We start from the raw sequence: 25,595 nt of genomic DNA, 5'->3' as shown, positions 1-25,595 counted from the left end.
GAAATAATATAGATGTTTTTTTATTATAAAATAAAATTAAGGGTGAAAACTTATGGCTAATGTATATCCAGATTCACCAGAGCCAAGAACAATAGGAGAGAAACAAGTAATTGAATTTCTTACTAGCAATTTAGATGAATCTTGGACTCTCTTTTATGAACCATTAATTGTAAATAGGCAACCGGATTTGCTTCTATTTAATGATCAGTATGGGATATTGGTTCTTGAAATTAAGGATTATAGAAGATCTACTATTGTAACTGTCTCTCCTAATGAGTGGATGATAAAAGGAGAAAGAGGGGAGGTTCATTTATCTTCCCCATATACACAGGCTAGAAATTATACATTTACAGTTATGGACTTCTTAGCAAAAGAACCATTATTGACAAATAGCTCAGTTTTTTCAGGGAAATTAAAAATTCCTGTAGTGCCCATATGTGTATTTACTAATCTTACTAAGCAGGATATTGTTTCTCTAGGAGTTGATCGGGTTATCCCATTAGAAAGTATAGTTACTTCTGAATTCTTAAAACTTGATGAAGAACATTTACAAGAGAAATTACATAATATTTTCAGGACATATTTCTTGATACCACAACTTACAGAATTTGAGGCGACATTAATTAAATCGAAGTTGTATCCTAAGTTACAAATTACAACACAGGAACAAGTAAAAAAAATAGCTGGATCAAGTGTACCAGTAACTGATAATAATGAATCGGCTGCTCAACTATTTTCTTTTTTATCATGGGATGATAAAAAAGAAAATGCCTGTGAAAATTTATCTAACATACATGATTTATTGTTTAATGTAAATGAATTTTATTCTATTATAGATGAATTATTATTTGTCTCCACTGAAATAAGACATTTATATAATGTCGGGGAGAAGGAATTAAACAATATTGCTATAGTTTTTTATGAAAATAGAAGGATTTTGAAGAAAGAATTGGTAAAACAAGTAAGAGAAGTGTTATCAGAAATGGGAATACCTATAGAAGAGGGGATTGTAAAAACAAGGAAAGTAAACTTATTATCGTTTGAACAACTGGAAAGATCTAAAGCTATCTTTAAATATGTTTTTATAATTGATTTTAATCAAATTAGGGGAGTGGAAACGTATAGTAAAATACTAGTCACTATAAAAGAGACTAGTATTCAAAAGTTCACATATGTTAGTTTTAATAGTTCAACCAATGTTACTGAAAAAATAAGCTCTTCATGGAGATTATTTTTTCAGTAACCAATTTTGGAAGCAAATTCTAGAAGGCGGGCACTCCTGATCTCCAATTAAAATAAGTTTTTCTTCTGCTCTAGTCAGGGCAACATAAAGTACTCTTAATTCTTCACTATAATGCTCTTTCTCTAAATTTACTACTTTCTCCCCATACTTAGTGGAAGGGAAAGTAGTACTATTTTTATTTTCACCATAGTACTGCTTATACGCAATTTCTAAACCAGTATTTTCATCATATATAATATTGGGGCGCAAAACAGCTTGTGTATACTGTTTATCTAGCTCTGGTAATATGACGATAGGGAATTCGAGACCTTTTGACTTATGAATAGTCATTAATGTTACACACTTATCATCTTCATCATCTGGTTTTATATCGGCTTGTGGTTCATCATGATGAGATGAAATCATGCTTAATAACCAGTCTTGAAAGTGGTATAAATTTAAATTTTCATTTTGAGTTATCCTCCGCGTTAATTCTTTTAATTTATTTAGATTTGCATTAACTTGTTTTATATTTAGATTTCTTGTATCTTTAATTCTTATTTTCTTATAAATGAAATCTAGTGATTGGGCAGGAGTCATTTTTTCAAAATGAATGTTTCCTATAGAATCAAGAAACGTTTGGAAGAGGTTTGTATCGCTCTGAAAATAGATCGTTTGCAGTGCTTCCTCGCGTCTAATTTGTGAATCCTGATGAATAATGAAATTTACTAATTTATAAATATCAACTACTTCTTGTTGATTAAATAAATCTCCACCGCCAATAAGTTTATGGGGAACTTTAGCCTCTGTTAGAATTTTACTATACTCTACTACCTCATAGTTACTACGGAACAGAATAGTGAATTTATTAAGTTCTACGTTATTTTGCATCTGTTTTTTTAAAAATTCAACTAAGCAGTTTGACTGTCCTGAAGAATTAGGTGCTAATATCCAGTCATGAGCTTTACTAATATCTATATTCCCCTGTTTTATTCTTGGGCGTAATGATTCAGGATAGAAATCATACTTTTTGTTTTCATCTTTGGATATTTTGTCAAAAACTTGATTGACGAACATTACTAACTCTGGAGTAGAGCGGAAATTAGTACGTAAATGTAGGACCTTGCCATTAGATTCTATCCACTCTTCGACACTTGAATAAGAGCCTAAGTCTGCTCCTCTAAATTTATAAATAGATTGTTTTATATCTCCAACTACAAAGAGTTTAGGGCCTGTTTGATCACCTGGACAGATAGATTTTATAATTTCTGTTTGATATGCAGACGTATCTTGAAATTCATCGATAAACAGATGTTTATATTTTTTTTTAATTTGTTCTTTTATATCCTCGCGTCTCGTTAGTGTTTTAGCGCAGTATTCTAAAAGGTCGTCGGTATCTAAAGATTGTAGTTTATATTTATTATGCAAGTATTTAATACTAGTAAGTATTTCTATGAGTTCAACTTTTAATTTTCTGGGGGTGTCTCCTACTTCTAATAACATTTGTATTCTTGTTTTATCTACTACAGCATCAAAATCTAATCCCTTAGAGCGAATCATAGTATAGGCTTTTTTTACTTGTTTCTTCAGTTCATGAACCGGCATGATAGTGAGGTGCTGGATCTGTTTGTTTTCCCGTTGTTTTTTTTCTAGCCATTGTTCAAGGGCATCATCAATAGCTCTTGAAAGGGCCATTGATGAGATACGAAAACATGGAGAATATGAAAAATCATCAAGAGAAACGGGACCTGAAAAGTCTAAAATTTCTTTACAAAAGCTATGAATAGTTGAAACAGAAGCAGTATTTAACCCTTCTAATTCGTACCGAAACCTTTGTTTTTGTTTAGGATCTTTCTCGTTTTTCCAATATTGATATAAATATTCTTTTAAGCGAGAAATTAAATTCTCGGTAGCTTTATTTGTAAAGGTAATGATAGCCATATCTTGAATGCTAAGATTTGGATCGTCTTTTAGAAGTCTTATAACTCTTCGAGTTAAGATTTCTGTTTTTCCTGTACCAGCGCCGGCTTTTACTAAAATGAGATTAGAGTTCTCATTAATCGCTTGTACCTGTTCGGTTGTTAATGTCGACATTATTATTAACCTCCCTTTGTTGACACCATCTATAAAAGTTACAATGTGTACAGTGCCCCCCAGGGATTTTACTAAATTCTCCTGAGAAGATGGTGTCTATTAGATCATTTATATCACGATTTAAAGGTTGTCCTTTTTTAAAAAGTTGTCTTCTAGTATCAAAGTACCATTGTTTAATTTGCTCCATGCGTTCACTTTCAGTGACTTTTGAAGAGCTAAGTGAAAGAAAATCTTTAAGATTAGAGATAGAGTATCGATGGATCATGGCATTGTTATAACAAACTTCTAAATTGGGTATCCCATGAAGGGTAATCCCTTTATATGTTTTACTTACAGGTTCATCATTTATAGAAAGTTTAATTCTTATATTGTTATAGCCTGATATTTGTGTTTTTTTTAAGTAAGGGTTATAGAAAATATTTTTCAATAAATTTTCCAATCTAAAACTGGTTTTAGCCCTAATGTCACACCATTCCCTTCTGCTAAGCGGAAAGAGAAGAGAAATGTTTTTTTCTGCTAAGCTAATATAGACAGGGATATGGTTGAGTATAGTATGATATGTTCTTTTTGTATCAATTTGTTCCGTAAACTCAGGATATTTAGCAACCATTTCTTTTACGGCAGCTTCATATAAAATAGCAGCAGCATAAGAAGTGAGATGGAAATGGTCTGTATAAATACGTTCATTTGGATAAGATTTTTCATAATAAAAACGTTTTGGGCAGAACTTAAACACCGCTAAGTCCTCTATGCTTAAAGATGTAGTTTGAAAGTTCGAGTTAACTACTTCAGGCGTTGTTTCATCATGGAATAGTAGCGAAAATTCATCTGGCTGCTTTAATACTTTATATTGCATTAATAAATGTTCTAAACACGGTAGTGAGCGATCTTCTAAGCGATTCCCTTCTTCGATACCGAATACTTTTGAAATATCGTGTAGGTAATGAGCATGAGAAAGTTTAATTCCATCTTTTACATCTGAATATGAGATAGTTAACTGTTTACTTGGTGAATGTAATACAGAGTAAAAATGGTATAACCCGCGATTTAGGTAAAAAAGACTTAATGATCGATTCGAGCTAAAATATTGTTTGGTGACTTTATTGAGAAGGTTTCTTTCAATTTCTATTGTCATTGGCCACGTATGACGCTGTGGTTCAGGGTACATGTCCTGTGTAAATCGGCAAAGGAATACATATTCATAATTTTGGAATTCTATGTTATTAGGCCCAGTAACTAAAACTTCTTTAGAAAAATTGTCTTCTTTATTAATATTATCTGCATTTTTATCTTCAGGCTCAATAAAGAAAGATGAAATCCTTTTTCCGTACTCCAATGGACTAATTTGAATATTAGTTTGTGTCTCCATAGCTTCACTAACATTTGTAATCTTTTCTAAAATCTCATCATCTATTGGATTCAATTTAGAATGACTAGTTAAAACTTCAATAATATGCTTTGTATGCTGATTTATCGTCTTGTTAGTTGAACTGAAAATTTGCATACTTAAGGATTCAAAATCTTTTATTGTCTCTTTTAAGTGTAATAAGTCATCGGCGGTGATAGTCAGTATAGGGTGGAATTTATTTTCTCTAATGTCAGTTTGTCTCTTTGCTTCTAGTAATTCATCTATTTTATTGTACCATTGCTCAAAAGTATTGCTGTAATTAAAGAAAGCTTCTAATTTTTTGACCAAAGTATATAAATCAATTGTCGTTTTAAATAAGCTGGATTGAAGCAAGTCTTTTACCATTGTTAAATCAAGATAATGACTATGTTCAAATTTCCTGTTATCTACAAAGATATCGATTAGGTTTTTTATTCCTCTTCCTTTAGGTAAGTGTAAGAGAGGACGTTCAGGAATATCTGTATCTAAGCCATATAATTCAGATATTTCACGAACTAACGGACGCATTTCCATCGGATTTGATGTCACAATAGCAATCTTCCTTGGATCAGCTTGTCCATTCTTTACTAAAATACTTATATTCCTAATGATATAATGTATTTCTTCTTCTAGAGTTGCGAACTTTAATAAGTGAAAGGTGCGATCTAACCGCGCTGGCCCTGCATCTTGAAAGATTATTTTTGGTAATGTGTTAATGAAAAAAGAAGAAGATCTTGTATTTTCCTGAATACATATCCAATCTTTTATTGGCTGATAAGGTTCATAAATTATTTTTAGTGCCTCTAAGGCAGGGTTGTTAGGATTCTTCATATCAAATGGAATGAAAAACTTTACAGGTTTTCCGCATTCTACAAAGCGTTTAATTAGACGATGGTGTTTCGGTAACATAGGTAGAAAACCACCATCCATAATTAATTCATCATATTCAGATAGATCCATTTCATCTAAGGCAATGCTTGATGCAAGACCAATATCTATTGTGTTTAAATTTTTTAGTTCTTCTATGTAACGAGTATAGATAGTTGTTATATGCCCCCATTGTTTACTATTTTCTAGTAGCCCTATCTCATCTAATGATAAGCCTGATTCTGATAGCTGAAAAAATAAAGTAAGTAGGTCGTTTATGGTTGAAGTCCATGCTAGGTTATTTGTATTTTTATCTTCGGTCAATAGCCTTTCTAAAATAATGGAAGACTCATTTTTAGAGAGTATATTTCGATTTAATTTATAGATGGAAGATCTTAAAAATTGATCCATTTCATTTAACGTAACATATTTATCAATTGCTTCCTTTAAATCATTTATATTCATTGCTTTTAATCTATTTGGTAGATATGGATGTAAAACGTCTTTAATATAAAAATTATTTCTTCTTTTATGTAAAATTAACGTAGGCACAATATGCAGTACTTTCTTGTTTAAATTGAAAGATTTTTTTATAAATAACTCTATATTTTCTGTATAGGGAGAACAATAGACTTTCAATTCTTAACCTCCTAGTATTTTATTTACTATTCTTTTATAATTATAGTAAGATTTTCTAAAATGTATAGGTGAAATTTGGGTTTTATATAGTAGTAAGGAGGAAGAAGTATGCATAAAGATGAAGAGGATTTATTGAACGGGATATGCGAAAAGTACAATATAAATCAAGACACATTTAAACAATTATTTAATATAGAAAAAGAATTTGCGGATCGTAATTTAAGTAGAAGAGTTGGAATATATAATCAATTGTCTGAACAAATTATGAAAAATTTAACAATCAAGGAGAAGTGAGTTAAGTGCTATTTAAATATTTAAGATTTCAAAATTATCGACCTTATTATGGAGATCAGACTATTTATTTTCAATCGAAAGAACCCAATGATTCTCCTTATATGCGAAATATAGTTTTAGTTGGTGGTCTTAATGGAGCAGGAAAAACCTCTCTTATTAATGCTATACATATTTGCTTTTATGGAAGAAGAAAATTTTCAAAAAAGGAATATGATGAAATACGACAAAATTCTATTAATACAACATATAGGAATGAAGGAGGGGTTGAGAGCTCTATTGAACTAGGAATTCATGATCATACAGGCTCTTACGCAATAAAGGTTCAATTTACATATGATGAGAGAAGAAATGATATTTCTGAAACCAGGAATATATATGTATTAAGCGAAGAAGGGGAAATAATTAGAGAAATCACTAATTCTGAACAAGAATTTAATGATTTTGTTGATCAGCGTATCCCAATAGATGTTGCTCCTTTTTTCATATTTGATGCGGAGAAAATTAGAGATCTTGTTGGAGAACATGATAAAAAAGAAACTATTGATGCTATTCAAAAAATTGTTTCGCTGGAGCTGTACAATAAATTACTTCAGGATTTAAACCATATTTCTGATGAAGGTACTAAAAATCTAAAGAAATTAGTAAAAGACGAAGAAATTCAAGCGATTATTGAAGAGCTTACGGCGGTTACTGAGGAATATGATGAGAAAAAATCATTTGAAGAAAAACTTTCTCAACAAATTAAAGATCTTGAAGGAGAAAAACAAGTAGTAGAACGAGAAAGAAGAAAGAAAATTGCAGAAAATAGTAGAACTAAGCAACAAATTAATCGAGTTATAGGTAATAAAGAGCGAGAATTAGTAGAGGTAAAAGTGAAAATTGAGAAGTTTGGTGGAGAAACTCTCCCAAATTATATTTTATTACCACTTATCAAAGATTTAAAAGAACGATTGAATAAAGAGAAGGAATATATTAATGCGAAGGAAAGGGAAAAGAGTACTTTTTCATCCTATGATAATTTTATGCAAAAGGTTTTGAAAACGGATCTTTTCCCACCATTATTACCAAATCAAAAGAAAAAGTTATATACAAATGGAAAAGAGATTTGGGCACAACTTAATAAAATACAACAGGCACTTATTAGTGAGGATATTGAAATCCTTCATGATATTTCACCAGGGGATTATAGTAAACTTATTAGTTATAATGTTAATTCAAGTAATATAAAGCGATTATTTGATGAACAATATAAGATTCAAGAAGAACTTGGAAAATTAAATAGGGAGCTAGGGGATGCTCCAGAAGAAATTAATACAGTTGAATTTGATGATAACTTATCACAAATTTCTGAGCAATTAGGAAGTTTACGTAAAGAGCGAAGTAACTTAGGGCAAGATCTAGTTAGATTGCGTGATCGGCGGACGAATCTTAGAAATGAAATGTCCCGCAAACAAGAGCTTAAGAAGGATTTAGGACCAATTGAACAAAAAATTGAATTGTTAAACCTTTATATCAGTGCTACACAAGAGTTTATTGAAAATGTTACGGTGTTAAAAGCTAATCAACTTAAATTAGAAATCGAAACGATATTAAGTTCTTTATTTAGAAAATCCGATTTTGCTGAAATTCAATTTAGTCCTGCGGACTATACACTCCGTATTTTTAATGAATTTAGTGAGGAAATCGATTTAATGTCAAGATCTGAAGGAGAAAAACAGTTGATAGCATTATCTATGATTTGGGCATTAACAAAAGTGTCTGGAGCAAAAGTTCCCTTTGTGATTGATACACCACTTGCTCGTTTAGATAGTGTACATAGAAGGAATATTGTAGATTATTATTTTACAAATTTAAGTGATCAAGTTATCATTCTTTCAACAGATACAGAGGTCACAGAGGATTTTGCTGAAACAATAGAACCATTTGTGGAAAAGTCGTATCTTTTAGAATATGATGATGAAGAAAGAGTAACAAAAATTAAGGAAGGCTACTTTCAATTTAGTAAGGTGATGTAATATGGCGAATGGTAGAATGACCTTATCACAACATGGAGAAGAGGTTCTACATCAAGTGATGATTGAGTTAGATATGAAGGAGAAACGTCCTAATGCCTTGCGAATAGCATTTGCAAAAGGGGTAAGGGAATATAATGGGATACCAGAAAAAAAAGAACGAAAAGCATCTAAATTTGTCATTCCAAATGGTGTTATAGCTAAGGGAGAAGAATATTTGTTGTTTAAGCACCTTATTATAAATAAAATTGGAAAAACTTTAGATGGCAAAGAGATAGATGAGTTTATGTTATTGTTTATTGAAGAAGGATTAGAAATTATGGAGCAAGAGATCAGTTCTATGTCTAATTTAGATAACTATATTTTGACTTTAGTCAGTAAAGCATAAACAAGAATTCGTAAATTGTATATGAGAATAATAAAAAAGGGCGTAACTCATTATATTATGAGCTAAGCCCTTTTTTGTTTTAAATTAATAATTATTAAATTCTAATTGAATTTTCTACAATTTCTGAAATACCTCTAATTCATCTAAAGATATATTTGAAGAAAGTGAGAATCTAATAGTAGAACGTAAATCATCCATAGACAACCCGATAGCTTGTAATACATGACTTGGTTTACTTGAGCTACAAGCCGAACCAGTAGAAACAGCAGCTACTGGGGAAAGGGTCCTTACAAGTGTTTCATTATTTACACCTTTGAATATAACACTTAGAATTCCAGGTATTTTATCTTGGATATCATTATTAAATTCAATATGATTTTGGAATTTGTTTTTTAGAATATCAGTTAATTTATTCTCTAGTTGTTTTAATTTATAGATGTTTTGTTCTAAATTAATATATGCGATTTCTGCAGCTTTTCCCATTCCGACAATATTATGGACGGGTAGTGTGCCACTGCGTATATCACGCTCTTGTCCACCACCATGAAGTAGAGGGGTAATTTGGATTGGTAATCCTAAATTATCTTTACGTATTATGGTTACCCCAACACCTTTTGGACCATGAAACTTATGAGAAGAGCAGGATAAAAAGTTTATACTATCTATGTCTGAAAGAGAGAATTGTACTTTTCCAACTACTTGTGTAGCATCTGTATGGAAGAATACTTCATTCTCTTTACAGATTTTAGCGATCTCGTTTATTTGATTTAGAGAACCAAGTTCGTTGTTTCCCCACATAATTGAAACGAGAAGAGTTTTTTCTTTTTGAATAGCGCTTGTTAGTTCTTCTAAATTTATTCTTCCATATTGATCTACATCAAGATAGGTGACTTTATACCCGTTCTCCTCTAAAAATTTGCAAGTCTCTATAATAGAAGGGTGTTCTACTTTAGAAGTAATAATGTGATTGCCTTTATCTTTATGAAAATGAGTGATGCCTTTCAAAATAAAGTTGTTACTTTCTGTAGCACCACTAGTAAAAATTACTTCATCAGTTTCACAACCTAATAATTGAGCTACATGTGCTCTTGCGGTTTCTACAGCGTCTTTAGCATTTTGTGCTAATCCATAATATTTACTCGAAGGATTTCCGAATTCTTCAAGTAAATAGGGTAGCATTGTTTCTTTAACTTCAGGTAATAATTGTGTTGTAGCACTATTATCAAGATAAAGCATAGGATCACTCCTTACCGTATTTTAGTAAGTTCATTGAGAATTTCTCGTTGTTTCCAGCATGCTTGTACTCACTTTCTAATAAATTAATCCCGCGTTCTAGGTGAGCATCGAATAGAGTGGGGAAGTATTCATCATCAGATACTTCACGTCCAGCATGTTGGGTAATTAAGCATTTATAAATGAAATCATAATCCCCGGTTAGTGTGTGGCGATTGATTTCTAATCCACCAGCTTCTTTATCGTTTAAAATTTCAGGGACTGTTGGATCAGTTAAAGATAAGCCAACAGCTAAACGAGCTAAAATATTAGGTGTTAAATTAGTAGGAGCTTGTAATTCTTTAAGTTTATCCGATACTCTTTTAGATATTTTTAAACGGTAGTTCATTTTGCTTGCCCCTTATTAAAGTTGAAATATTGATCTGAAATATTCACTTTTCGTAGTTCTGTATCAAATTCTAATAAGTATCCATGGGATACAAAGTTTTTTAATAAATTGTAGTGTTTTTCATCAACTTCGGAGTTGGTTGATAAGATTAAGACCTGTTCACCACAAGCAGGGATGAAATCTACTAAAATATTATGTTTATGTGTCTGATCAAGACGGCCCAGAAGTGTATCAAATATAAATGGAACACGACGTCCAGAACATTTAAACATGGCCCATATTAACGATAGTAATAGGATTTCCTTCTCACCTGCAGAGAGTGTTTCTTTTGCTACATGGTCACGATTACTATCATATAAAGTTACTTCAAATGTACTAGAATCAATGCGTAGAGAAGAAATATATTGATGCTTGCGCATTAACTTATTAAGCATTTTTGTAGCCTCAAATTGTACTTGTTGTAATTTCTTTTGATGTTGTAGCATTTGAAACTCTGTACTTAACTTCATAATGTTTTGTGCTATTAAGAATGTATTTCTCGTCTTATTACTTTGTTGTACTACATGTTGCTTTGAATCAATTGTGTTTTTTAGTGCTGTTAAAGCCTCTTGGCGTGATTCTAAAACAATTGAATTTTCTTCTACTTCTTTTTCTAATTTAAAGATTTTCTCTTGTGTTTGAGTCATATTTTCTAACATTTGTGTGAATTCATTTGTTGAATCATTAGTAGAAATTTTCTTTCTAAGTTCTTGCGATTGAAGTAATTTCTGCCTATTCTCTTGAAGCAATTGAATATATGTGTCGTGAGACTCACTTTCAACATTTTGTGCTGCTACTTCAAATTGTGTGCGTTGTGCAGGTGATACTCGATGGATATACTCAACATCTGTATCGTTAGGTTTAATAATATTAAAAATTTGTTTCCTTAATTCAACTGCTAAATCATCAGGGGATGAGACACCAGGTAAACTTTTAGCTAGTTCCAGAGCACGGTCATCAGTCAACTCTGCAGTTAATTGATTTGCCAATGACTGTTTTTCTTCATTCTGTAATTGGTTTTTAGTAGCTAATAATAAATTTTTATTTAGATAGAAAGGTAACAGGGTCTGAATAAATTCTCGAACTTTTTCGGAATTAGCTTTACGGTGAGATTCGATCTCCAGTACTTGTCTATTTAATGTTTCACGTTCTTCTTTAATTAAACCACCGTGTGTTTCAAAATCTTTTTTCAGTAAAGCATATGACTCTTTCGATTCTTCTATTTGTTGTTTAGCGGCATTGATTGTGTCTTCGAGAGCTTTAATTTTTAAAGTTTGCTCTTTTTCTTGACGCTGAAGTGAAATAATTTCACTTTCTATAGAAGAAAGGTGCTCTTGATCAATTTCTTGTTGTAGATAATTGGTCAAATCTCCTTCTAAATTTCGGAATAAATCTAAGTTGAATATGACAGTAGATAGTTCTTTCAAATAAGATGATAACTTATTTTCATTTATAATTTTTGAAATTTCCTCTCCATCAAATAAACATAGATCAAATAATTTAGGTGGGAAACTCTCTCTCAGTTTTGATTCGAAAATATCCTTTTCTACATCATTTAGATACTGTCCATCTTTTTTTACAGTGAATTTTTCTTTTACAGCGCTGTTTAAAATATTCCAGGATCTTTTGAAAGTATAAACGTGTCTTTTGAAATTTTCTACTTCACTGAACGTAATTGTAATGCTAAAAGGATTTGTTTGATCTTTACGAGCAGAAGCGTTTAAATACCCATGGACGCGTTTATAGTAATCATTATTCTCCGTCTTATATCCATATCCAAAACAACCAAATAACCCCAGTTTGATGGAGTTTAAAAACGTTGTTTTTCCAGCACCGTTTTCGCCACCTATTAAGATAACTTTTTTCTTAGGAGAGGAAATAGACAAGTCAAAGGTATTTCTTTCCGTATATGCTCCTATATTTTCTAATTCTAGTTGTTCAATTAACATAAATTTAACCTCACCCTACAAATGTAAGTAATCTTGCTTTAGTACTTTTTCAATTTCTTGCATTAAACCACGACGGACTTTATAGCCTGCAAAATTCTTTTCCAATGATATAAGTTTCTTTAATGCTTTAAAGTCAACATTATATCTACTACATAATACTTCTAAATCAGTAATTTGCTCATTATCAAATAATGGACGATCATCATATTCCCAATCTAGGTCATGCCCCATTACTTCTTTAAAGATATTAGGTAAAGCATCTTCCCAATCACCAGTTTCTAACCAATAACGACGAATGATTCGGAGTTCTTCCTCTTTAATTAATTCAAAGTTCTCCTCGTCTGGATGTTTTAAGTCTCTTTGGACAATAAGAAGTCTGCGTAAAATCTCTTTCCTTGCTTCCAGTGTAAAAGGACCTAAACCTAGTTGTCCGAATTGATTATCTTCAAGTTTGACTAAAATTTTAGGGTCCTCAGAAGAACTTAAATCAATGTTGTTTTGATCAACGTATAATTTTAGCTCGTCCTTTTCTAAAATTGTAAATTCTTCTAATTTAATAAGTTGTTTAGGGCGGCTAGATTTTTTTGGGATAATAACATATTCAATATCATCTTTTGTTTCAGTTTTTAACGTATTAAAGTAAATTTGACCACCTTTACGATATTTCATACGGAAGTTGCGATTATCACGAATCCCAGCTAGCCAATTTCTGAATTCTAGTAAAGGTTTCATCCAATCAGATCCACTAAGGATGAAGCCATTTAAGGCTTTATCTTCATTTACTACTGTACAAACCCAACAACCAAAACGACTGTTTCCACATGAACCAGCACTTTCTTTAATTGTTTTATCAACAACAAGAGGACATTCACCGCTACTTGAATCTTGATAAAGTTTATTCAATTCGTGGTTATCATTCCCCCAAGGAGAAGGGTTTTCTAGTAGGTAGTCCCACACATTATTTAAACTAAACGGTCTAATTGGTGCAAAAACATATGCATTTGTTAACGTAGAATGGCGCATTAAATCTTTACCTTCAACAGTATGGGATTTAAGAACGTTATCACGAGTAGCACTTTCATTTTCACGTACACCAAGGACCATGATTACTTCACCAAACGTAGAAACTTTTTCCATCACAAATGCGTTTGCTGGTTCGATTTTTAAGCGATCAGTACACCAGCGGAATTGTTGATTTGGTGATGGATAGCCCTTTCCAACAATATTCGCCCAAAATGATTGCTCATATTTAGGTTTTACTTTGTGGGTTTCAATAGGTAAATCGCGTTTTAAAGCTTCTTCCTGGATTCTGTGTAAAGTAACATTAATCGATTGAATAATTAACGGTGTTTCTACTAATGTATCTGAGGAGATTACATACACCTTTTTGTGTAATTGCTCTGTAGGTAATTCACATAGAGCTTCGAAAACAAGTTGAACGACGACTGTGGAATCTTTTCCACCACTATAACCAACAACCCAGGGACGGTCGTCAGAAAGATAAACTTTTTTTATATGTTCTTTCGCTTCCGAAACAAAGTCATTTTTATTATTTAATAAGTCAGTAATGAGATTATTTAACATTATGATGCTCCTAACTGGAATTTCTCTTCTATCTTTTGTTCTCCTTCTGTAAGAGGAAGACCTAATTTTTCTTTTAATTTGTTTGCAGTTAAAGTGACCGTTTCTTTTGTTTTTTGTATACGACCATTTGCATTAAAAGCTCGTCCTAGCCAATCAGAAGTATTAGAACGACTATACTCGATATCGGCTAATAGAGAGATGTATTTTTTCCAATCCTGTGGATGTTTTTCAAAAACATATTTTCCTATTAAACCGACAGATTCAATAAATACTCCATGTCCAACAATATAGTTCATTCGGAGCTCACGGGGGCTTAGTTCTTTTTTGTAAACTAAATTCCATTCGACTATTGTATCACAAAGAAGGTTCCAGAATTCTTTTAAGAATTGTTCTTCATTTTCTGTAATTAAGTCACCTTTTGTTTTTCCTAGTAGGCGAAGGTTTGTATTGAAAATATGATTCAGCGCTAGAATCTTCGGTGAATTCTTTGATAGGTTTACTTTTTCTTTATCGGTATATCTGACTAATAAATTGTTTTCCTCTACAATTTCTTTTGTGACTAATGCCAATTTATCTCTATGATCGTACAAGATACCAATAGAAGAAGTTGTATTGACTGCATGCCTATTAAGGTCGGAGAAGATTTGCTGAGAATTTCTTAGACCTTGATCATGATAGAACACAACTGAAATCGTTTCATGTCCTAACTCTGGTGAAAGCTTTATCGCCTCTTCGATAGCTGCCCTACGGTGTTGTCCGTCATTAATCAGGAACTTAGAATCCAGGGAGATACGAAGTTGTCCTAAATCTTGAAATGACTGGTCCGAACTAAATGGCTGGAATTCGATATCACCATCTATAGATGCAGTAAGGGATGAAAAAACATAATCATTTTGATTCTCAATAATATAATTTGTGATTTCTGGGATCCTAATTTTATTTAATATCCTCTGGGCTCGATGTTCAGCAGGGATTTCTTCTTCATCAAATAGAAAAATTTTTGGAATTAAGCGTAAAGGACACATTACAACAAAGTACTCATTACCACCTTGTTTTCCACGTAAAGCAGGGAAGTTATAGCTAAAACCATAATCCATTTATTACATCTCCATTCTTTACGTACGTAATTTATATTTTTTATTATAAAATAGATACAAGTGTTCGGCAAGAATAGTAACTCGATTATATGAAATTTAATATTTTCCATTAATGGTGCTGAAATTTCCTTAATGTCAATTCCTAACCTAAAGAAGACATAACAAATAGGGAGAGAAAGCAAATATGAAAAATACCATTCAAGAAAAAAGAAGCATGACCATCATGCTACTACTCTCAGCTATTGTTGGAATCTTTTCATCACTACAGCATAAAAGAAGCAATGCAGCAGTTTAACAACTAGTTAAACTGCTTTTCCATTATAATAGAAGAAAAACCAAACGGAGGAAAATCCCATGCCAACCTACAACAAACTAATCCGAAACAAAATCCCACAAATAATAAAAAACAACGGAAAAACACCCACAACAAGAATCCTACCCAAAGAAGACTACATAAAAGAACTATGCAAAAAAACACAAGAAGAACTAACCGAATACCTAGAAGCAACAACAAAAGAACATAGACTCGAAGAACTATCCGACCTACTAGAACTAATAAACGCCCTAGCCGAACACGAAGGCACAACACTAGAAGAAATCAACAACATCCGTAAAAAGAAAGCAGAAGAAAGAGGTGGTTTCTCAGATCGAGTCTTCTTAATCAAAGTAACCGATAACTAGCCCCTCATAACCCCCTACCAAGCCCCTACCAAGTAATAAATCACTAAGAAAAAACACAACAAAACAAAAACAAAAACAAAAACCGTAGTAGTAGTCAAAAAAAAATTTGAAATAACACGCCAAAAACCCGCCCCTCCTTCCTATATATAGTACAAAGAGGAATTTTCATTTTTGAATGGAGACGGGAGGAACTTTGATGGCGGTGTATCGTAATGTGCAGGTGAATTTTTGGCAGGATGATTTTGTTTTGGATTTGACGCCGGAGGAGCGGTATTTTTATGTGTATTTGTTAACTTGTTCGAAGACAACGCAGTGTGGGATTTTTCCGTTTCCGAAGCGGTTAGCTGAGATGGAGACTGGTTATAACAGGGAGACTGTTGATAAGTTAGTGCAGCGCTTCATTGATTATGGAAAGATTCTTTATGATGCGGAGACGAGGGAGTTATTTATTTTAAATTGGCTTCGTTATAATCCTGTGACGAATACGAATGTGGAGAAGTGTGTGCTTCGTGAGCTTAAGGGTGTGAAGAATAAGGAGTTTGTACATATGTTTCTTCAGAAGTGTGCGGAGGAGGAGCTGAATGTTCCGATGCTTTTAGCACATTTCGGTATGCCTAGTGATTTGGTTATGGATGATGTTGATCCAGTTTGCGAGGAAACAGTGGAAGAAGAGGTTATAGAGGAGGAAACGGGAAGTAAGGTGTTCACGTTTTATGAACAACATTTTGGTAGTTTGTCTCCTCATACGGTAGAGGAACTGAGTGCGTGGATGGTTGATTTGTCAGAGGAGCTTGTGCTGAAGGCTCTTCAAATTGCGCATGAGAATAATAAGCGGACGGTTGCTTATGTGAAGGGGATTTTGCGTGGTTGGCACGGGAAGGGATTTACGAAGGTTTCTGAGGTTGAGGCGGATACGGCTCAGTTTAGGAAGAAGGAGTCGTCTGTTAGCACGGGGGAGACGGAGGAGTTTTTGGCGAGGTGTGAGGAGTGGGAGAAGAATGCGCCTTCAGAGGAAGAGTTGCAGCGGTTCTTAACTGAACGCGGGTGGCGTCCATGAGTATTCAAAATGTGGAGGCGGAAAAGACGGTTTTAGGTTCTCTTTTAATTGATGGAGAGCTTATTAAGGAGTGCCGCTTGACGGAGCATTATTTTTCTATGCCGGTGCATAAGTCTATATTTCGGTTAATGCGAGAAATTGAAGATGAGGGGCAACCTATTGATCTTGTGACGCTCGTTTCTCGGATGAATCCAAATTTTTTGGAGAATATCGGGGGAATGGAGTATTTTATAGCATTAATAGAGGGTGTGCCTACGACTAGTAACTTTTCTTATTATGAGGGGCTTGTTCGAGGTGCATGGAAAATGTATCAGGCTGGCGTTCTCGGGCACAAGATGGGAGAGCGTCTTATTGCGGAGAAGAATGAGAAAATTATTGGTGAGACGATTACGGCGCTTTGTGAGTTAGAGGAAAAGGACTATGTATGTGAGTTTGATTTGAAGGATGCGTTAGTTGGGCTATATGAGGAGCTTCATCAAGATACGAAAGAGAATACTGGTATTGAGACGGGTTATACATCGTTAAATAAGATGACGTGCGGATTGCAGGAAGGGGATTTTGTCGTTCTTGGAGCGCGTCCTTCTATGGGAAAAACGGCGTTTGCGTTAAATATTGCACTGCATGCGGCGAAGTCTGGAGCGGCGGTTGGGTTGTTTTCGTTAGAGATGAGTAGTAAACAATTGTTAAAAAGGCTGGCGTCTTGCGCGGGTGAAGTGTCAGGAGGTAGGCTGAAAAATCCGAAGCATCGTTTTACGATAGAGGACTGGGAAAAGGTGAGTAAGGCGTTTGCGGAAATTGGTGAGTTGCCACTTGAGATTTATGATAAGGCAGGCGTTACAATGCAAGATATTTGGATGCAGACTCGTAAGTTAAAGAGGAAGCACGGTGATAAAAAGCTGTTAGTTATTGTAGATTATTTGCAGCTTATTACGGGCGATTCGAAGCATAAGGGTAATCGATTTCAAGAGATTAGTGAGATTTCTCGTAAGCTTAAGTTGTTAGCGCGTGATTTAAATGTTTGTGTAGTAGCATTGTCGCAATTGTCTCGTTCCGTAGAGTCACGTCAAGATAAGCGACCACTTTTATCTGATTTAAGAGAGACAGGACAAATTGAGCAAGATGCGGATGTCATTATGCTTATGTATCGAGAGGATTATTATGATAAGGAAACGATGCAGAAAGAGATGACGGAGATTCATGTGGCGAAGCATCGGAATGGACCTGTGGGGAGTTTTAAATTGAGGTTTTTGAAGGAGTTTGGGCGGTTTGTGGAGATTGGATGATAAAATAGAAGAAGGCATATAAAAGGTAAAGGAGTGGTTACGGATGACAAAAGTAGGTCGTTTATATGAGCAAGAGAAGCAAGAAGAAATTGATAAAGCTCTTTCTGCAGCTGGAATGCTCTTTAAGGGAATGAGTATAGAGGAAGTGGCTAAGAAATTAGATGTAACAATTGAGAAGGTGAAAGAGTGGGAGAAGCGTTTATCTCATTAATCGCTGGGTTAATGGGAATATTCCGCAAAGGGAAAATGGCAGCGTCTGTATAAATTTATATAAAAATAGCCGACTATTTACTATATAATAGTCGGCTATTTTTGTACGGAGAAGTTGTTAGGTTTAATACGCAAATTTTTTGGGTTGCTCTTGAATATGCTTCTTATTTTTCCATAAAGAAGGATTTTCGCTCTGTAGTAATCCATTGCTCCAAATTATCTTGGCTACGTTGGACAAGTCGATTCACTAACACATCATGCCATACATAATCCTCTAATAGGTATATATGAACGGGGTCATCTGTATAAAAAGCAATATTACGCTCCTCAAGTGATGGTCCATAAATCATCTCTTTAGAATCTATCGATAAAATAAACCAATGTTCTGTAGACAGGGTTTCTGTATAAGGTGTTATACGATGGGCTTCTAGATTTTTAATGGGATTTTCAACATGCAGGGTAATACCTTGTACTGTAACTTTATCAGCTACCTCAGATAGTTCCTCTTTTAACGCTTCATACATCTCATCCCACATTGAAATGACAATACGTTTTTGGGCTTTTTTTATTAATGCCTGACAGTAGCTAATTATTGTTTTATTGTCTTTTAAAGTAATCACTCGATTATCTGTTTTTTCCTCGAAAGTTTCTAGTTTGTTTAATGAATCACTGATTACTTCATAAGTAGACTGCCATTCTGATTGCGCCTTTTGTAAAAAGATTTCAACAGGTAGAGGTGAATAGCGAGTGGTGTCATTTATTTCTTCTTTCATGACAATTCCTTTTTCTACAAGGTTACCCAAAACCTCATAAATTCGCGCTCTTGGGATACCTGAATCCTTACTTACTTGGTAGGCTGTAACAGGCCCCTGTTTAACAAGAGATACATAAGATTTAGCTTCATATTCATTAAAACCAATTTTTTTAAGCTGTTGCACTATGTAGTCCACTTTTTTCGTCCTCCGATGTTTGCTTTTATATTTTAACGTTACAATAACTCTTTACATATAGCAAATCATTAGTTACTATTCAAATAGTGACTAAGGGGAGGTTGATAAAATGGATTTTTATTTAGACCCATCAGTATTAATTATTTTGATTGCTTTTGGATTTTTAGCCGCATTTATTGATTCAGTTGTAGGTGGTGGAGGACTCATTGCCTTACCCGCTTTATTATTTACAGGATTGAATCCAGCAAGTGCAGTAGCTACGAATAAACTAGCGTCGACAATGGGGTGTGCAACTAGTAATATTGTGTTTTATCGTTCTGGTAATCTTGATTTGAAATCGGCGTTTAAATTATTTCCACTCACTTTCATAGGTTCCATAATAGGGGCATGGATCGTTCATTTAATGAACCCAGAAGTACTGAAGCCATTGATGCTGATCATGCTTGGTGCGGTTGCTATTTATACGATATTCAAAAAGGATTGGGGGAGTGTTTCTACTCATAAGAAATTGTCCGGTCAACACTTCATTATTTTTACTTTTTTTATTTTTATTATTGGTTTTTATGATGGGTTTCTAGGTCCTGGCACAGGTTCGTTTTTAATGTTTTCTCTTTTATTTATTGGGTATGATTTTTTAAAAGCAGCAGGTAATGCGAAGCTTCTTAATTTAGGAAGTAATGTTGGTGCATTGTTGATGTTTATGTATGTAGGGCAAGTAAACTATGTGTATGGTTTTATAATGGGGATTGCTCAAATTGCTGGAGGGATTGTTGGCTCCAAATTTGCTATAAAAAAAGGAAGCGGGTATGTTCGTGCTCTTTTCATTACAGTAACCTGTTTATTGTTAGCGAAAAATCTTTACGATTATATTCATTAAGTAATTTTGAACATTTTTTAGATGCTACCTCATTCGAAGATAGCATCTAAAAAAAAGCTCATTTAAAAGAAAATTTAAGTTAAGAGAATGAAAATAATACAAACGACTATTTTCGGGGTATGTTCATCTATCTTAATAAAATACTCACTCCACATTCTTCTTATAATTAGGCCTCAACAAACTCTTAAAATCCACCTCAGCAATCAACACACTTACTAATATAAGCGTCGCCCCTAAGTACCCTTTACCTGTGAGCGTTTCACCTGTGAAGAAGAAGGCAAACCCTGCGGAAAAGACAGGTTCTAATGAAAAGATAAGACCTGTATGTGTGGGAGTGGTGTATTGCTGGGCAATAACTTGCACAATGAATGCGACTGCGGTGCAAAATATGCTTAAGGCTAAGATTATTAGCCATGAGTCGATAGTGCCAGGAAGTTTTGGGGTTTCCATAACTAATGAAAAAATAAGACTAAATAGGCCGACAAAACCAAGTTGTATTACCCCAAGTGCAATTGAATTCACATGTTTTGTTACGTTTCCAGTAATGATGACGTGAATCGCATAAAATAAGGCAGACAGTATGCAAAATATATCGCCGTTACCAATCTTGAATTCACTAGTTAATGTTAATAAGCCAATTCCTATTATCGTTAACACAATTCCTAATATAACTTTCTTTTCAGGAATGTGTTTTAAAAATATAGCTGATAATATTGGAATGAAAATGACTGTGAGACATAGTAAGAAACCAGCATTAGACACACTTGTATACTTTGTACCGAAAGTCGCGAAAATATAGACGATAAATAAAACGGAAGCTAGTATAAAAGCATATTTTACAGTTTTAAAATCGACTTTGAATAAGTGTTTGTAAAATATTAAACCTGATAAAAGAAAGGCAATAATAAATCGTAATGCGATTAAATTATATTCTTCTATGCCATCAAGTCCAAGCTTTGTAAGTAGGATGGATGCACCCCAAAAAAATGTAACTAGTAGTAGCATTAAATCAGCTTTTAATTGAATTTTCATTTCTATTCCCTCGTTATGTATAATTTGTAATACCCGTGGCCCCATTGTTTATTTTAATATTAATTCTGAATATTTGGAACAAAAATTTATCGACTCTTTTTTCTCCATTCAATTATTGAAAGTTTGGATTTGAAGAAGATTGGTATGTGAGTTTCGAAAATAAATAGAAATAATGAAAAAAGAACCCAATTTCTCTATTTGATATGGAGAAGTTGGGTTCTTTCGTTTTGGAATAATTATGAGAAAAATTTTAGATATTTCTCATATATTCATCATGTTTCTTTCATGCTCTTCTCACGTCCAAGTTTTACACTCATATGTATCAAAGGTAAAGGGAGGTAATACATTTTTTACTTATCTCAAAACGAATGATAGATGGTGGTGAACAGATGAAAAAGAATAAGCGTAAAAAATTGCGTTGGTTAAAATGGATTTTGATCCTTCCGTTACTTCTGGCATTACTATTGTTTGGATTACATAGTATGAAGTTTGAAAGGTGGGACCATGAGAAGCATAAGCAAGCGGCGTATACTGTTTCTCACGATAAAGAAAGGGAAGCTTTCGTCGCGCAAAAAGAAAAGTTTAATAACTTTGAGCGAAATCAGCATCATGAAAAACACCATGAAAAAGAGTTTGAAGGTTTATTCTTTATACCATTCCTGTTAGCGTTTGGATTTGTTCTTTTCGGCTGGTTCATGATTCGTAAGTCTGAAGGGAATACGGTTAAAAAATGGACAGGCATATTGCTCCTAGTTATTGGTTTATTACCAGTCCTTCCGATGATTGCATTTGTTGCAATGATTGTTTGGGTATATAAAAAATTAAAAGAAAAAAGAATGGCAACTGATATAGATGTATACAGCGACTTTCAAGTACAAAAACAAGTAGATATTTTAGATCAATGGGAACGCAATATTCGTAAGGAGGAGAAGTAATAATGGGTATTTTAAAACGTATTAAAAATATTGTAGTGGCGGATGTGCATCAAACGTTAGATAAGATAGAAAAACCTGTTAGCATGTTAAAGCAATATCTTCGTGAAACAGAACAGCAAATTACGAAGGCTGAAAAAGCACTTTCTCATCAATATTATTTAGAAAAGAAATATGAATCATTAATTTTAGAAACGGATGCTCTTATTGCGAAGAGAACTCGTCAAGCTGAGCTTGCAGTATCACGCGAAGAAGATCAAATGGCGCAGTTAGCCCTGCAAGAAAAGATTGTAAATGAGAAAAAAGCGGAGCTATATCGCCAGCAGTACGAAATAACAAAAGAGCAAACAGCGACGATTTATGAACAAATTGACAAATTGCAAAAGAAATATGGAGAGTTGCAATATAAAGAACTAGTTCTTGTTTCGCGGTTAAATGCAGCACAAGCGATAAAAGAGAGCAACAGAGCAATTGATTCGTTCCATACAGAAAGTACAGCGAAAGGCTTTGCACGCATTGAATCGTATGTGCAAAAACTAGAAGCAGAAACAGCTGCTAGTAACTATTTTTATAATTTGAAGTCTCCTAATCAACAAGAAGTGTTAGATCAAAATTTGCAAGAAGAAGTACAGCTGGAGTTAGAGAAGTTAAAAGAGAATAAATAGTATGTGCAAAAAAGCCCTTTTTCATAGGGCTTTTTTTATATGTAAAATTTCATTTGTTTTATTAACATAATATCTTTACAATCATTTGATAAAATAAAGTTAACTGCATATTGTGAGGGTGGAGGGTTATCCCTTCTTTCTATTCGGAAGGAAAGGAGGTGATAATATGGAGTTTTTGTTTGATCTTGTAAAAGAGTTTGTGAAAGCGACTGTGCGCGAAGTTTCAGCGTGTTTTTTGCGGAAGCAGTTCCTGGATAAGGACAACAAAAAACCCACTCCGCGCCGTCACAAGCAAAAGGGTGGGTTCCGCAAAAAGAAATAACTTATAATAACCACCACCCTAGGCGGTAGCAGTTAGGGAAGAGATGTTAGCGCATCTCTTCTTTTATTATACGCAATTTCATTCGATGTCACACTTATATAGTATTCTACCGAAAATATATCATATTCTTATTTTATGGTCAATTTGATTACATGATTGAAAAGGTGTAATACTATTCCTTTTCAAACTGAAAAATATTCCGATTAATGAGTTGATGGAAGTGCCTATCCATTTCTGCTGCAGAAACTTTTCTTTCATTTTGAAACCACCACGCACTTAATGTTGTGATTACCCCGGAATAGAATTCGGTAATTAAATCGTTTGGTATCGTATGATTTTTGCACAGTCGATTTAATGCTTCCGTTTCCTGCTTTCTTGTGTCATGACTTAAATAATGTACACGGCTAATAAATTGTTCATCAGACATTTGCGCCTCAAACATTTTACAGATTTCTTCATGATGCAGGAATCGTTCCATCACTTGAAATGGTTTGCTTAATCGATCTAAAAGTGGTATTTCAGCAATCAGTTCGCTATATCGTTTAAATCCAAATGCTAATAAAGCATCTTTGTCTTCAAAATGTTTATAAAAGGTTGTTCGGTGTACCATCGCACGATCGCATATTTGGTTAATGGTGATGGCACTATATTTTTGTTTTGGTTGCGTCATTAATTCAAATAAGGAATTCCATAGTAATTTATGTGTACGTCTAATACGTAAATCAAGTTGTTTTTCATTATCGTTCATCTACACTTCTCCTTTTTTGTAGATTAAATATACAATGGCTGAAAATTGATTCTCCCTTTTTAATCTACATATGTATATTATATTACATGTGTTCAGGCTTCTATAAAGCTTTTGGAGAAAAAACAGGAGGAGAATCAATACATGAATATAACAACTAAGAGCCCCGCAAGTGGCAAAGTTGATACGTCTAAAATGAAACATACCCCCATTTTAATTGCATTACTTCTAGGGGCGATGGTTGCGTTATTAAACGAAACGTTACTTGGTAATGCGTTAACTGTATTAATGAAAGAATTTGACGTAACAGCTTCAACAATCCAATGGCTTTCTACAGCATACATGCTAGTTGTTGGTGTTTTAGTACCGATTACAGCGTTACTTCAGCAATGGCTCACAACGAGACAAATGTTTTTGATCGCTATGGTAACGTTTTTAGTCGGTACATTAATTGCGGGATTCGCACCAACATTTTCCGTTTTATTAGTCGGCCGTATCGTCCAAGCAGTAGCGACGGGGTTAATTTCACCGTTATTAATGAATACGATTTTAATTATTTGTCCGCCTGAAAAACGTGGTGCCACGATGGGGTTAATCGCACTTGTGATGATGTCAGCTCCAGCAATTGGTCCTACATTATCTGGAGTAATCGTTGATTCATTGAATTGGCGCTGGTTATTCTACTTTGTCGTTCCAATCGTAATTATTTCTATTGTAATTGGAATGAAGTACATTCAAAATGTTTCAGAGTTAACAAGACCGAAAGTAGATTATCCATCTATTCTTTTATCAACATTAGGTTTCGGCGGGCTTGTGTATAGCTTTAGTGCATCAGGTGACTTAGGATGGTCCGATCCGAAAGTGTATGGCACTTTAATTGTTGGGCTTATAGCACTATGTATTTTTATCGTGCGACAATTAAAAATCGATAATCCAATTTTAGAACTACGTACATTTAAATTTCCGATGTTTACATTATCAGTTGGATTAATCGTCATTGTGATGATGTCGTTATTTTCAACGATGACTTTATTACCGATGTTTCTGCAAACAGTTTTACTCGTTACAGCCTTTAAATCAGGACTAATAATGCTTCCAGGAAGTATTATTAGCGCCATAATGGGGCCAATCGCAGGTAAACTATTTGATAAATTTAGCCCGAAAGTTGTTATCGTTCCCGGCATTGTGTTAGTAGGGATTGCAATGTTCTTATTTAAAGACATTACTCCTGATACATCAATGGTGCAAATTATTATTATGCATAGTGTATTAATGGTTGGACTCATGTTTGTAATAACAGCACAAACATATGGGTTAAATCAATTAACACCAGATCTATATCCGCACGGAACAGCGCTGTTTAATACGTTACAGCAAGTAGCTGGCGCAATTGGTACGGCTATCTTTATTTCGAAAATGTCTTCAGGAACAACTAAGTATATGGAAAGCTCCGCAAATCCAATGGACCCAGTAGAGAAGTTAAACGGTTTAACATCCGGCTTCCAAGGTGCATTTACACTAGGGTTAATCTTTATCATTATTGCTTTTATCGTATCTTTGTTCTTAAAAGAAGAAAAAGAGGGAGTAAAGGCAACGCAGGTTTTACAGAATGAGAATTAAGGTTCATATAAAAAAGACATCTTTACGA

General features: G+C 33.8%; 22 protein-coding genes and 2 pseudogenes. 13 read left to right on the top strand and 11 right to left on the bottom strand.

The window, feature by feature from the left end; translation table 11 throughout:
- Nucleotides 1-52: 52 nt before the first annotated feature.
- A complete protein-coding gene (locus ACFWDE_RS19575) occupies nt 53-1,243 on the top strand; it encodes a nuclease-related domain-containing protein (protein ID WP_377894105.1) in 1,191 nt (396 codons plus the stop codon).
- A gap of 42 nt (nt 1,244-1,285) precedes the next feature.
- On the opposite strand, the pseudogene ACFWDE_RS19570 reads toward ACFWDE_RS19575, so the two are convergent.
- The 3 genes and pseudogenes from ACFWDE_RS19570 to ACFWDE_RS19560 all read right to left on the bottom strand — a co-directional run.
- A pseudogene (locus ACFWDE_RS19570) lies at nt 1,286-1,822 on the bottom strand (3'-5' exonuclease); the annotation flags it as partial.
- Between the two features lie 39 nt (nt 1,823-1,861).
- Nucleotides 1,862-3,316, bottom strand: a pseudogene (locus ACFWDE_RS19565) (UvrD-helicase domain-containing protein); the annotation flags it as partial.
- Nucleotides 3,279-6,209, bottom strand: coding sequence for a PD-(D/E)XK nuclease family protein (locus ACFWDE_RS19560; protein WP_377894104.1), 2,931 nt, complete (start codon nt 6,207-6,209; stop codon nt 3,279-3,281). The gene ACFWDE_RS19560 and the pseudogene ACFWDE_RS19565, both read right to left, overlap by 38 nt.
- 108 nt (nt 6,210-6,317) lie before the next feature.
- Here ACFWDE_RS19560 and ACFWDE_RS19555 point away from each other — a divergent pair, with 108 nt between their 5' ends.
- The 3 genes from ACFWDE_RS19555 to ACFWDE_RS19545 are packed head-to-tail and all read left to right on the top strand — an operon-like array spanning nt 6,318 to nt 8,903.
- Nucleotides 6,318-6,503, top strand: a complete 186-nt coding sequence (locus ACFWDE_RS19555; protein WP_377894102.1) for a hypothetical protein — start codon at nt 6,318-6,320, stop codon at nt 6,501-6,503.
- Between the two features lie 5 nt (nt 6,504-6,508).
- Entirely contained in the window at nt 6,509-8,518 is a 2,010-nt protein-coding gene (dndD, locus tag ACFWDE_RS19550) for a DNA sulfur modification protein DndD (RefSeq protein ID WP_377894100.1), read from the top strand.
- Between the two features lies 1 nt (nt 8,519).
- The gene (locus ACFWDE_RS19545; RefSeq protein WP_377894099.1) at nt 8,520-8,903 is read left to right on the top strand and encodes a hypothetical protein; all 384 of its coding nucleotides are present in this window, start codon (nt 8,520-8,522) and stop codon (nt 8,901-8,903) included.
- Nucleotides 8,904-9,017: 114 nt separating this feature from the next.
- Here the strand turns inward: ACFWDE_RS19545 and dndA are convergent, their stop codons facing one another.
- The 5 genes from dndA to dndB are packed head-to-tail and all read right to left on the bottom strand — an operon-like array spanning nt 9,018 to nt 15,193.
- A complete protein-coding gene (gene dndA, locus ACFWDE_RS19540; protein WP_377894097.1) occupies nt 9,018-10,139 on the bottom strand; it encodes a cysteine desulfurase DndA in 1,122 nt (373 codons plus the stop codon).
- 4 nt (nt 10,140-10,143) lie between these two features.
- Complete coding sequence (gene dndE / locus ACFWDE_RS19535) at nt 10,144-10,524, bottom strand: DNA sulfur modification protein DndE (protein WP_377894096.1); 381 nt, start codon at nt 10,522-10,524, stop codon at nt 10,144-10,146.
- The gene (gene dndD, locus ACFWDE_RS19530) at nt 10,521-12,512 is read right to left on the bottom strand and encodes a DNA sulfur modification protein DndD (protein ID WP_377894095.1); all 1,992 of its coding nucleotides are present in this window, start codon (nt 12,510-12,512) and stop codon (nt 10,521-10,523) included. The genes dndE and dndD (ACFWDE_RS19530) overlap by 4 nt, the downstream gene beginning before the upstream one ends.
- 15 nt (nt 12,513-12,527) lie before the next feature.
- Nucleotides 12,528-14,096 carry a DNA phosphorothioation system sulfurtransferase DndC gene (gene dndC / locus ACFWDE_RS19525; protein ID WP_377894094.1) on the bottom strand — a complete coding sequence of 523 codons (1,569 nt, stop codon included), beginning with the start codon at nt 14,094-14,096 and terminating at the stop codon, nt 12,528-12,530.
- Nucleotides 14,096-15,193 carry a DNA sulfur modification protein DndB gene (dndB, locus tag ACFWDE_RS19520; RefSeq protein ID WP_377894093.1) on the bottom strand — a complete coding sequence of 366 codons (1,098 nt, stop codon included), beginning with the start codon at nt 15,191-15,193 and terminating at the stop codon, nt 14,096-14,098. The genes dndC and dndB overlap by 1 nt, the downstream gene beginning before the upstream one ends.
- A gap of 354 nt (nt 15,194-15,547) precedes the next feature.
- Here dndB and ACFWDE_RS19515 point away from each other — a divergent pair, with 354 nt between their 5' ends.
- The 4 genes from ACFWDE_RS19515 (at nt 15,548) to ACFWDE_RS19500 (ending at nt 18,425) form a co-directional block, all read left to right on the top strand.
- Entirely contained in the window at nt 15,548-15,874 is a 327-nt protein-coding gene (locus ACFWDE_RS19515) for a phosphoribosyl-ATP pyrophosphohydrolase (protein ID WP_377894091.1), read from the top strand.
- Between the two features lie 196 nt (nt 15,875-16,070).
- Entirely contained in the window at nt 16,071-16,931 is an 861-nt protein-coding gene (locus ACFWDE_RS19510) for a DnaD domain-containing protein (RefSeq protein ID WP_377894089.1), read from the top strand.
- Complete coding sequence (dnaB, locus tag ACFWDE_RS19505) at nt 16,928-18,214, top strand: replicative DNA helicase (protein ID WP_377894086.1); 1,287 nt, start codon at nt 16,928-16,930, stop codon at nt 18,212-18,214. The genes ACFWDE_RS19510 and dnaB overlap by 4 nt, the downstream gene beginning before the upstream one ends.
- Nucleotides 18,215-18,257: 43 nt before the next feature.
- The gene (locus tag ACFWDE_RS19500) at nt 18,258-18,425 is read left to right on the top strand and encodes a hypothetical protein (protein WP_000169779.1); all 168 of its coding nucleotides are present in this window, start codon (nt 18,258-18,260) and stop codon (nt 18,423-18,425) included.
- Between the two features lie 163 nt (nt 18,426-18,588).
- On the opposite strand, the gene ACFWDE_RS19495 is transcribed toward ACFWDE_RS19500, so the two are convergent.
- Nucleotides 18,589-19,374: a TrmB family transcriptional regulator gene (locus tag ACFWDE_RS19495; RefSeq protein ID WP_377894084.1), complete on the bottom strand. Its 786-nt coding sequence runs from the start codon at nt 19,372-19,374 to the stop codon at nt 18,589-18,591.
- A 109-nt stretch (nt 19,375-19,483) separates the two neighbouring features.
- Between ACFWDE_RS19495 and ACFWDE_RS19490 the strand changes: the two genes are divergently transcribed.
- Nucleotides 19,484-20,251, top strand: a complete 768-nt coding sequence (locus ACFWDE_RS19490) for a TSUP family transporter (RefSeq protein ID WP_377894082.1) — start codon at nt 19,484-19,486, stop codon at nt 20,249-20,251.
- Between the two features lie 144 nt (nt 20,252-20,395).
- Here the strand turns inward: ACFWDE_RS19490 and ACFWDE_RS19485 are convergent, their stop codons facing one another.
- Nucleotides 20,396-21,283, bottom strand: a complete 888-nt coding sequence (locus ACFWDE_RS19485; RefSeq protein ID WP_377894080.1) for a DMT family transporter — start codon at nt 21,281-21,283, stop codon at nt 20,396-20,398.
- A 389-nt stretch (nt 21,284-21,672) separates the two neighbouring features.
- Between ACFWDE_RS19485 and ACFWDE_RS19480 the strand changes: the two genes are divergently transcribed.
- The 3 genes from ACFWDE_RS19480 (at nt 21,673) to ACFWDE_RS19470 (ending at nt 23,202) form a co-directional block, all read left to right on the top strand.
- Complete coding sequence (locus ACFWDE_RS19480; RefSeq protein ID WP_377894078.1) at nt 21,673-22,218, top strand: hypothetical protein; 546 nt, start codon at nt 21,673-21,675, stop codon at nt 22,216-22,218.
- A 2-nt stretch (nt 22,219-22,220) separates the two neighbouring features.
- Nucleotides 22,221-22,880, top strand: coding sequence for a PspA/IM30 family protein (locus tag ACFWDE_RS19475; RefSeq protein ID WP_377894077.1), 660 nt, complete (start codon nt 22,221-22,223; stop codon nt 22,878-22,880).
- Nucleotides 22,881-23,046: 166 nt separating this feature from the next.
- Nucleotides 23,047-23,202, top strand: coding sequence for a hypothetical protein (locus ACFWDE_RS19470; protein ID WP_377894075.1), 156 nt, complete (start codon nt 23,047-23,049; stop codon nt 23,200-23,202).
- 172 nt (nt 23,203-23,374) lie between these two features.
- On the opposite strand, the gene ACFWDE_RS19465 is transcribed toward ACFWDE_RS19470, so the two are convergent.
- Complete coding sequence (locus tag ACFWDE_RS19465) at nt 23,375-23,950, bottom strand: TetR/AcrR family transcriptional regulator (RefSeq protein WP_377894074.1); 576 nt, start codon at nt 23,948-23,950, stop codon at nt 23,375-23,377.
- Nucleotides 23,951-24,091: 141 nt separating this feature from the next.
- Between ACFWDE_RS19465 and ACFWDE_RS19460 the strand changes: the two genes are divergently transcribed.
- Entirely contained in the window at nt 24,092-25,567 is a 1,476-nt protein-coding gene (locus tag ACFWDE_RS19460) for an MDR family MFS transporter (RefSeq protein WP_377894072.1), read from the top strand.
- The last annotated feature ends 28 nt before the right edge of the window (nt 25,568-25,595 follow it).

The sequence above is a fragment of the Bacillus sp. NPDC060175 genome (assembly GCF_042728695.1).
Lineage (GTDB): Bacteria > Bacillota > Bacilli > Bacillales > Bacillaceae_G > Bacillus_A.
This window is presented reverse-complemented; position numbering and strand designations above follow the sequence as displayed.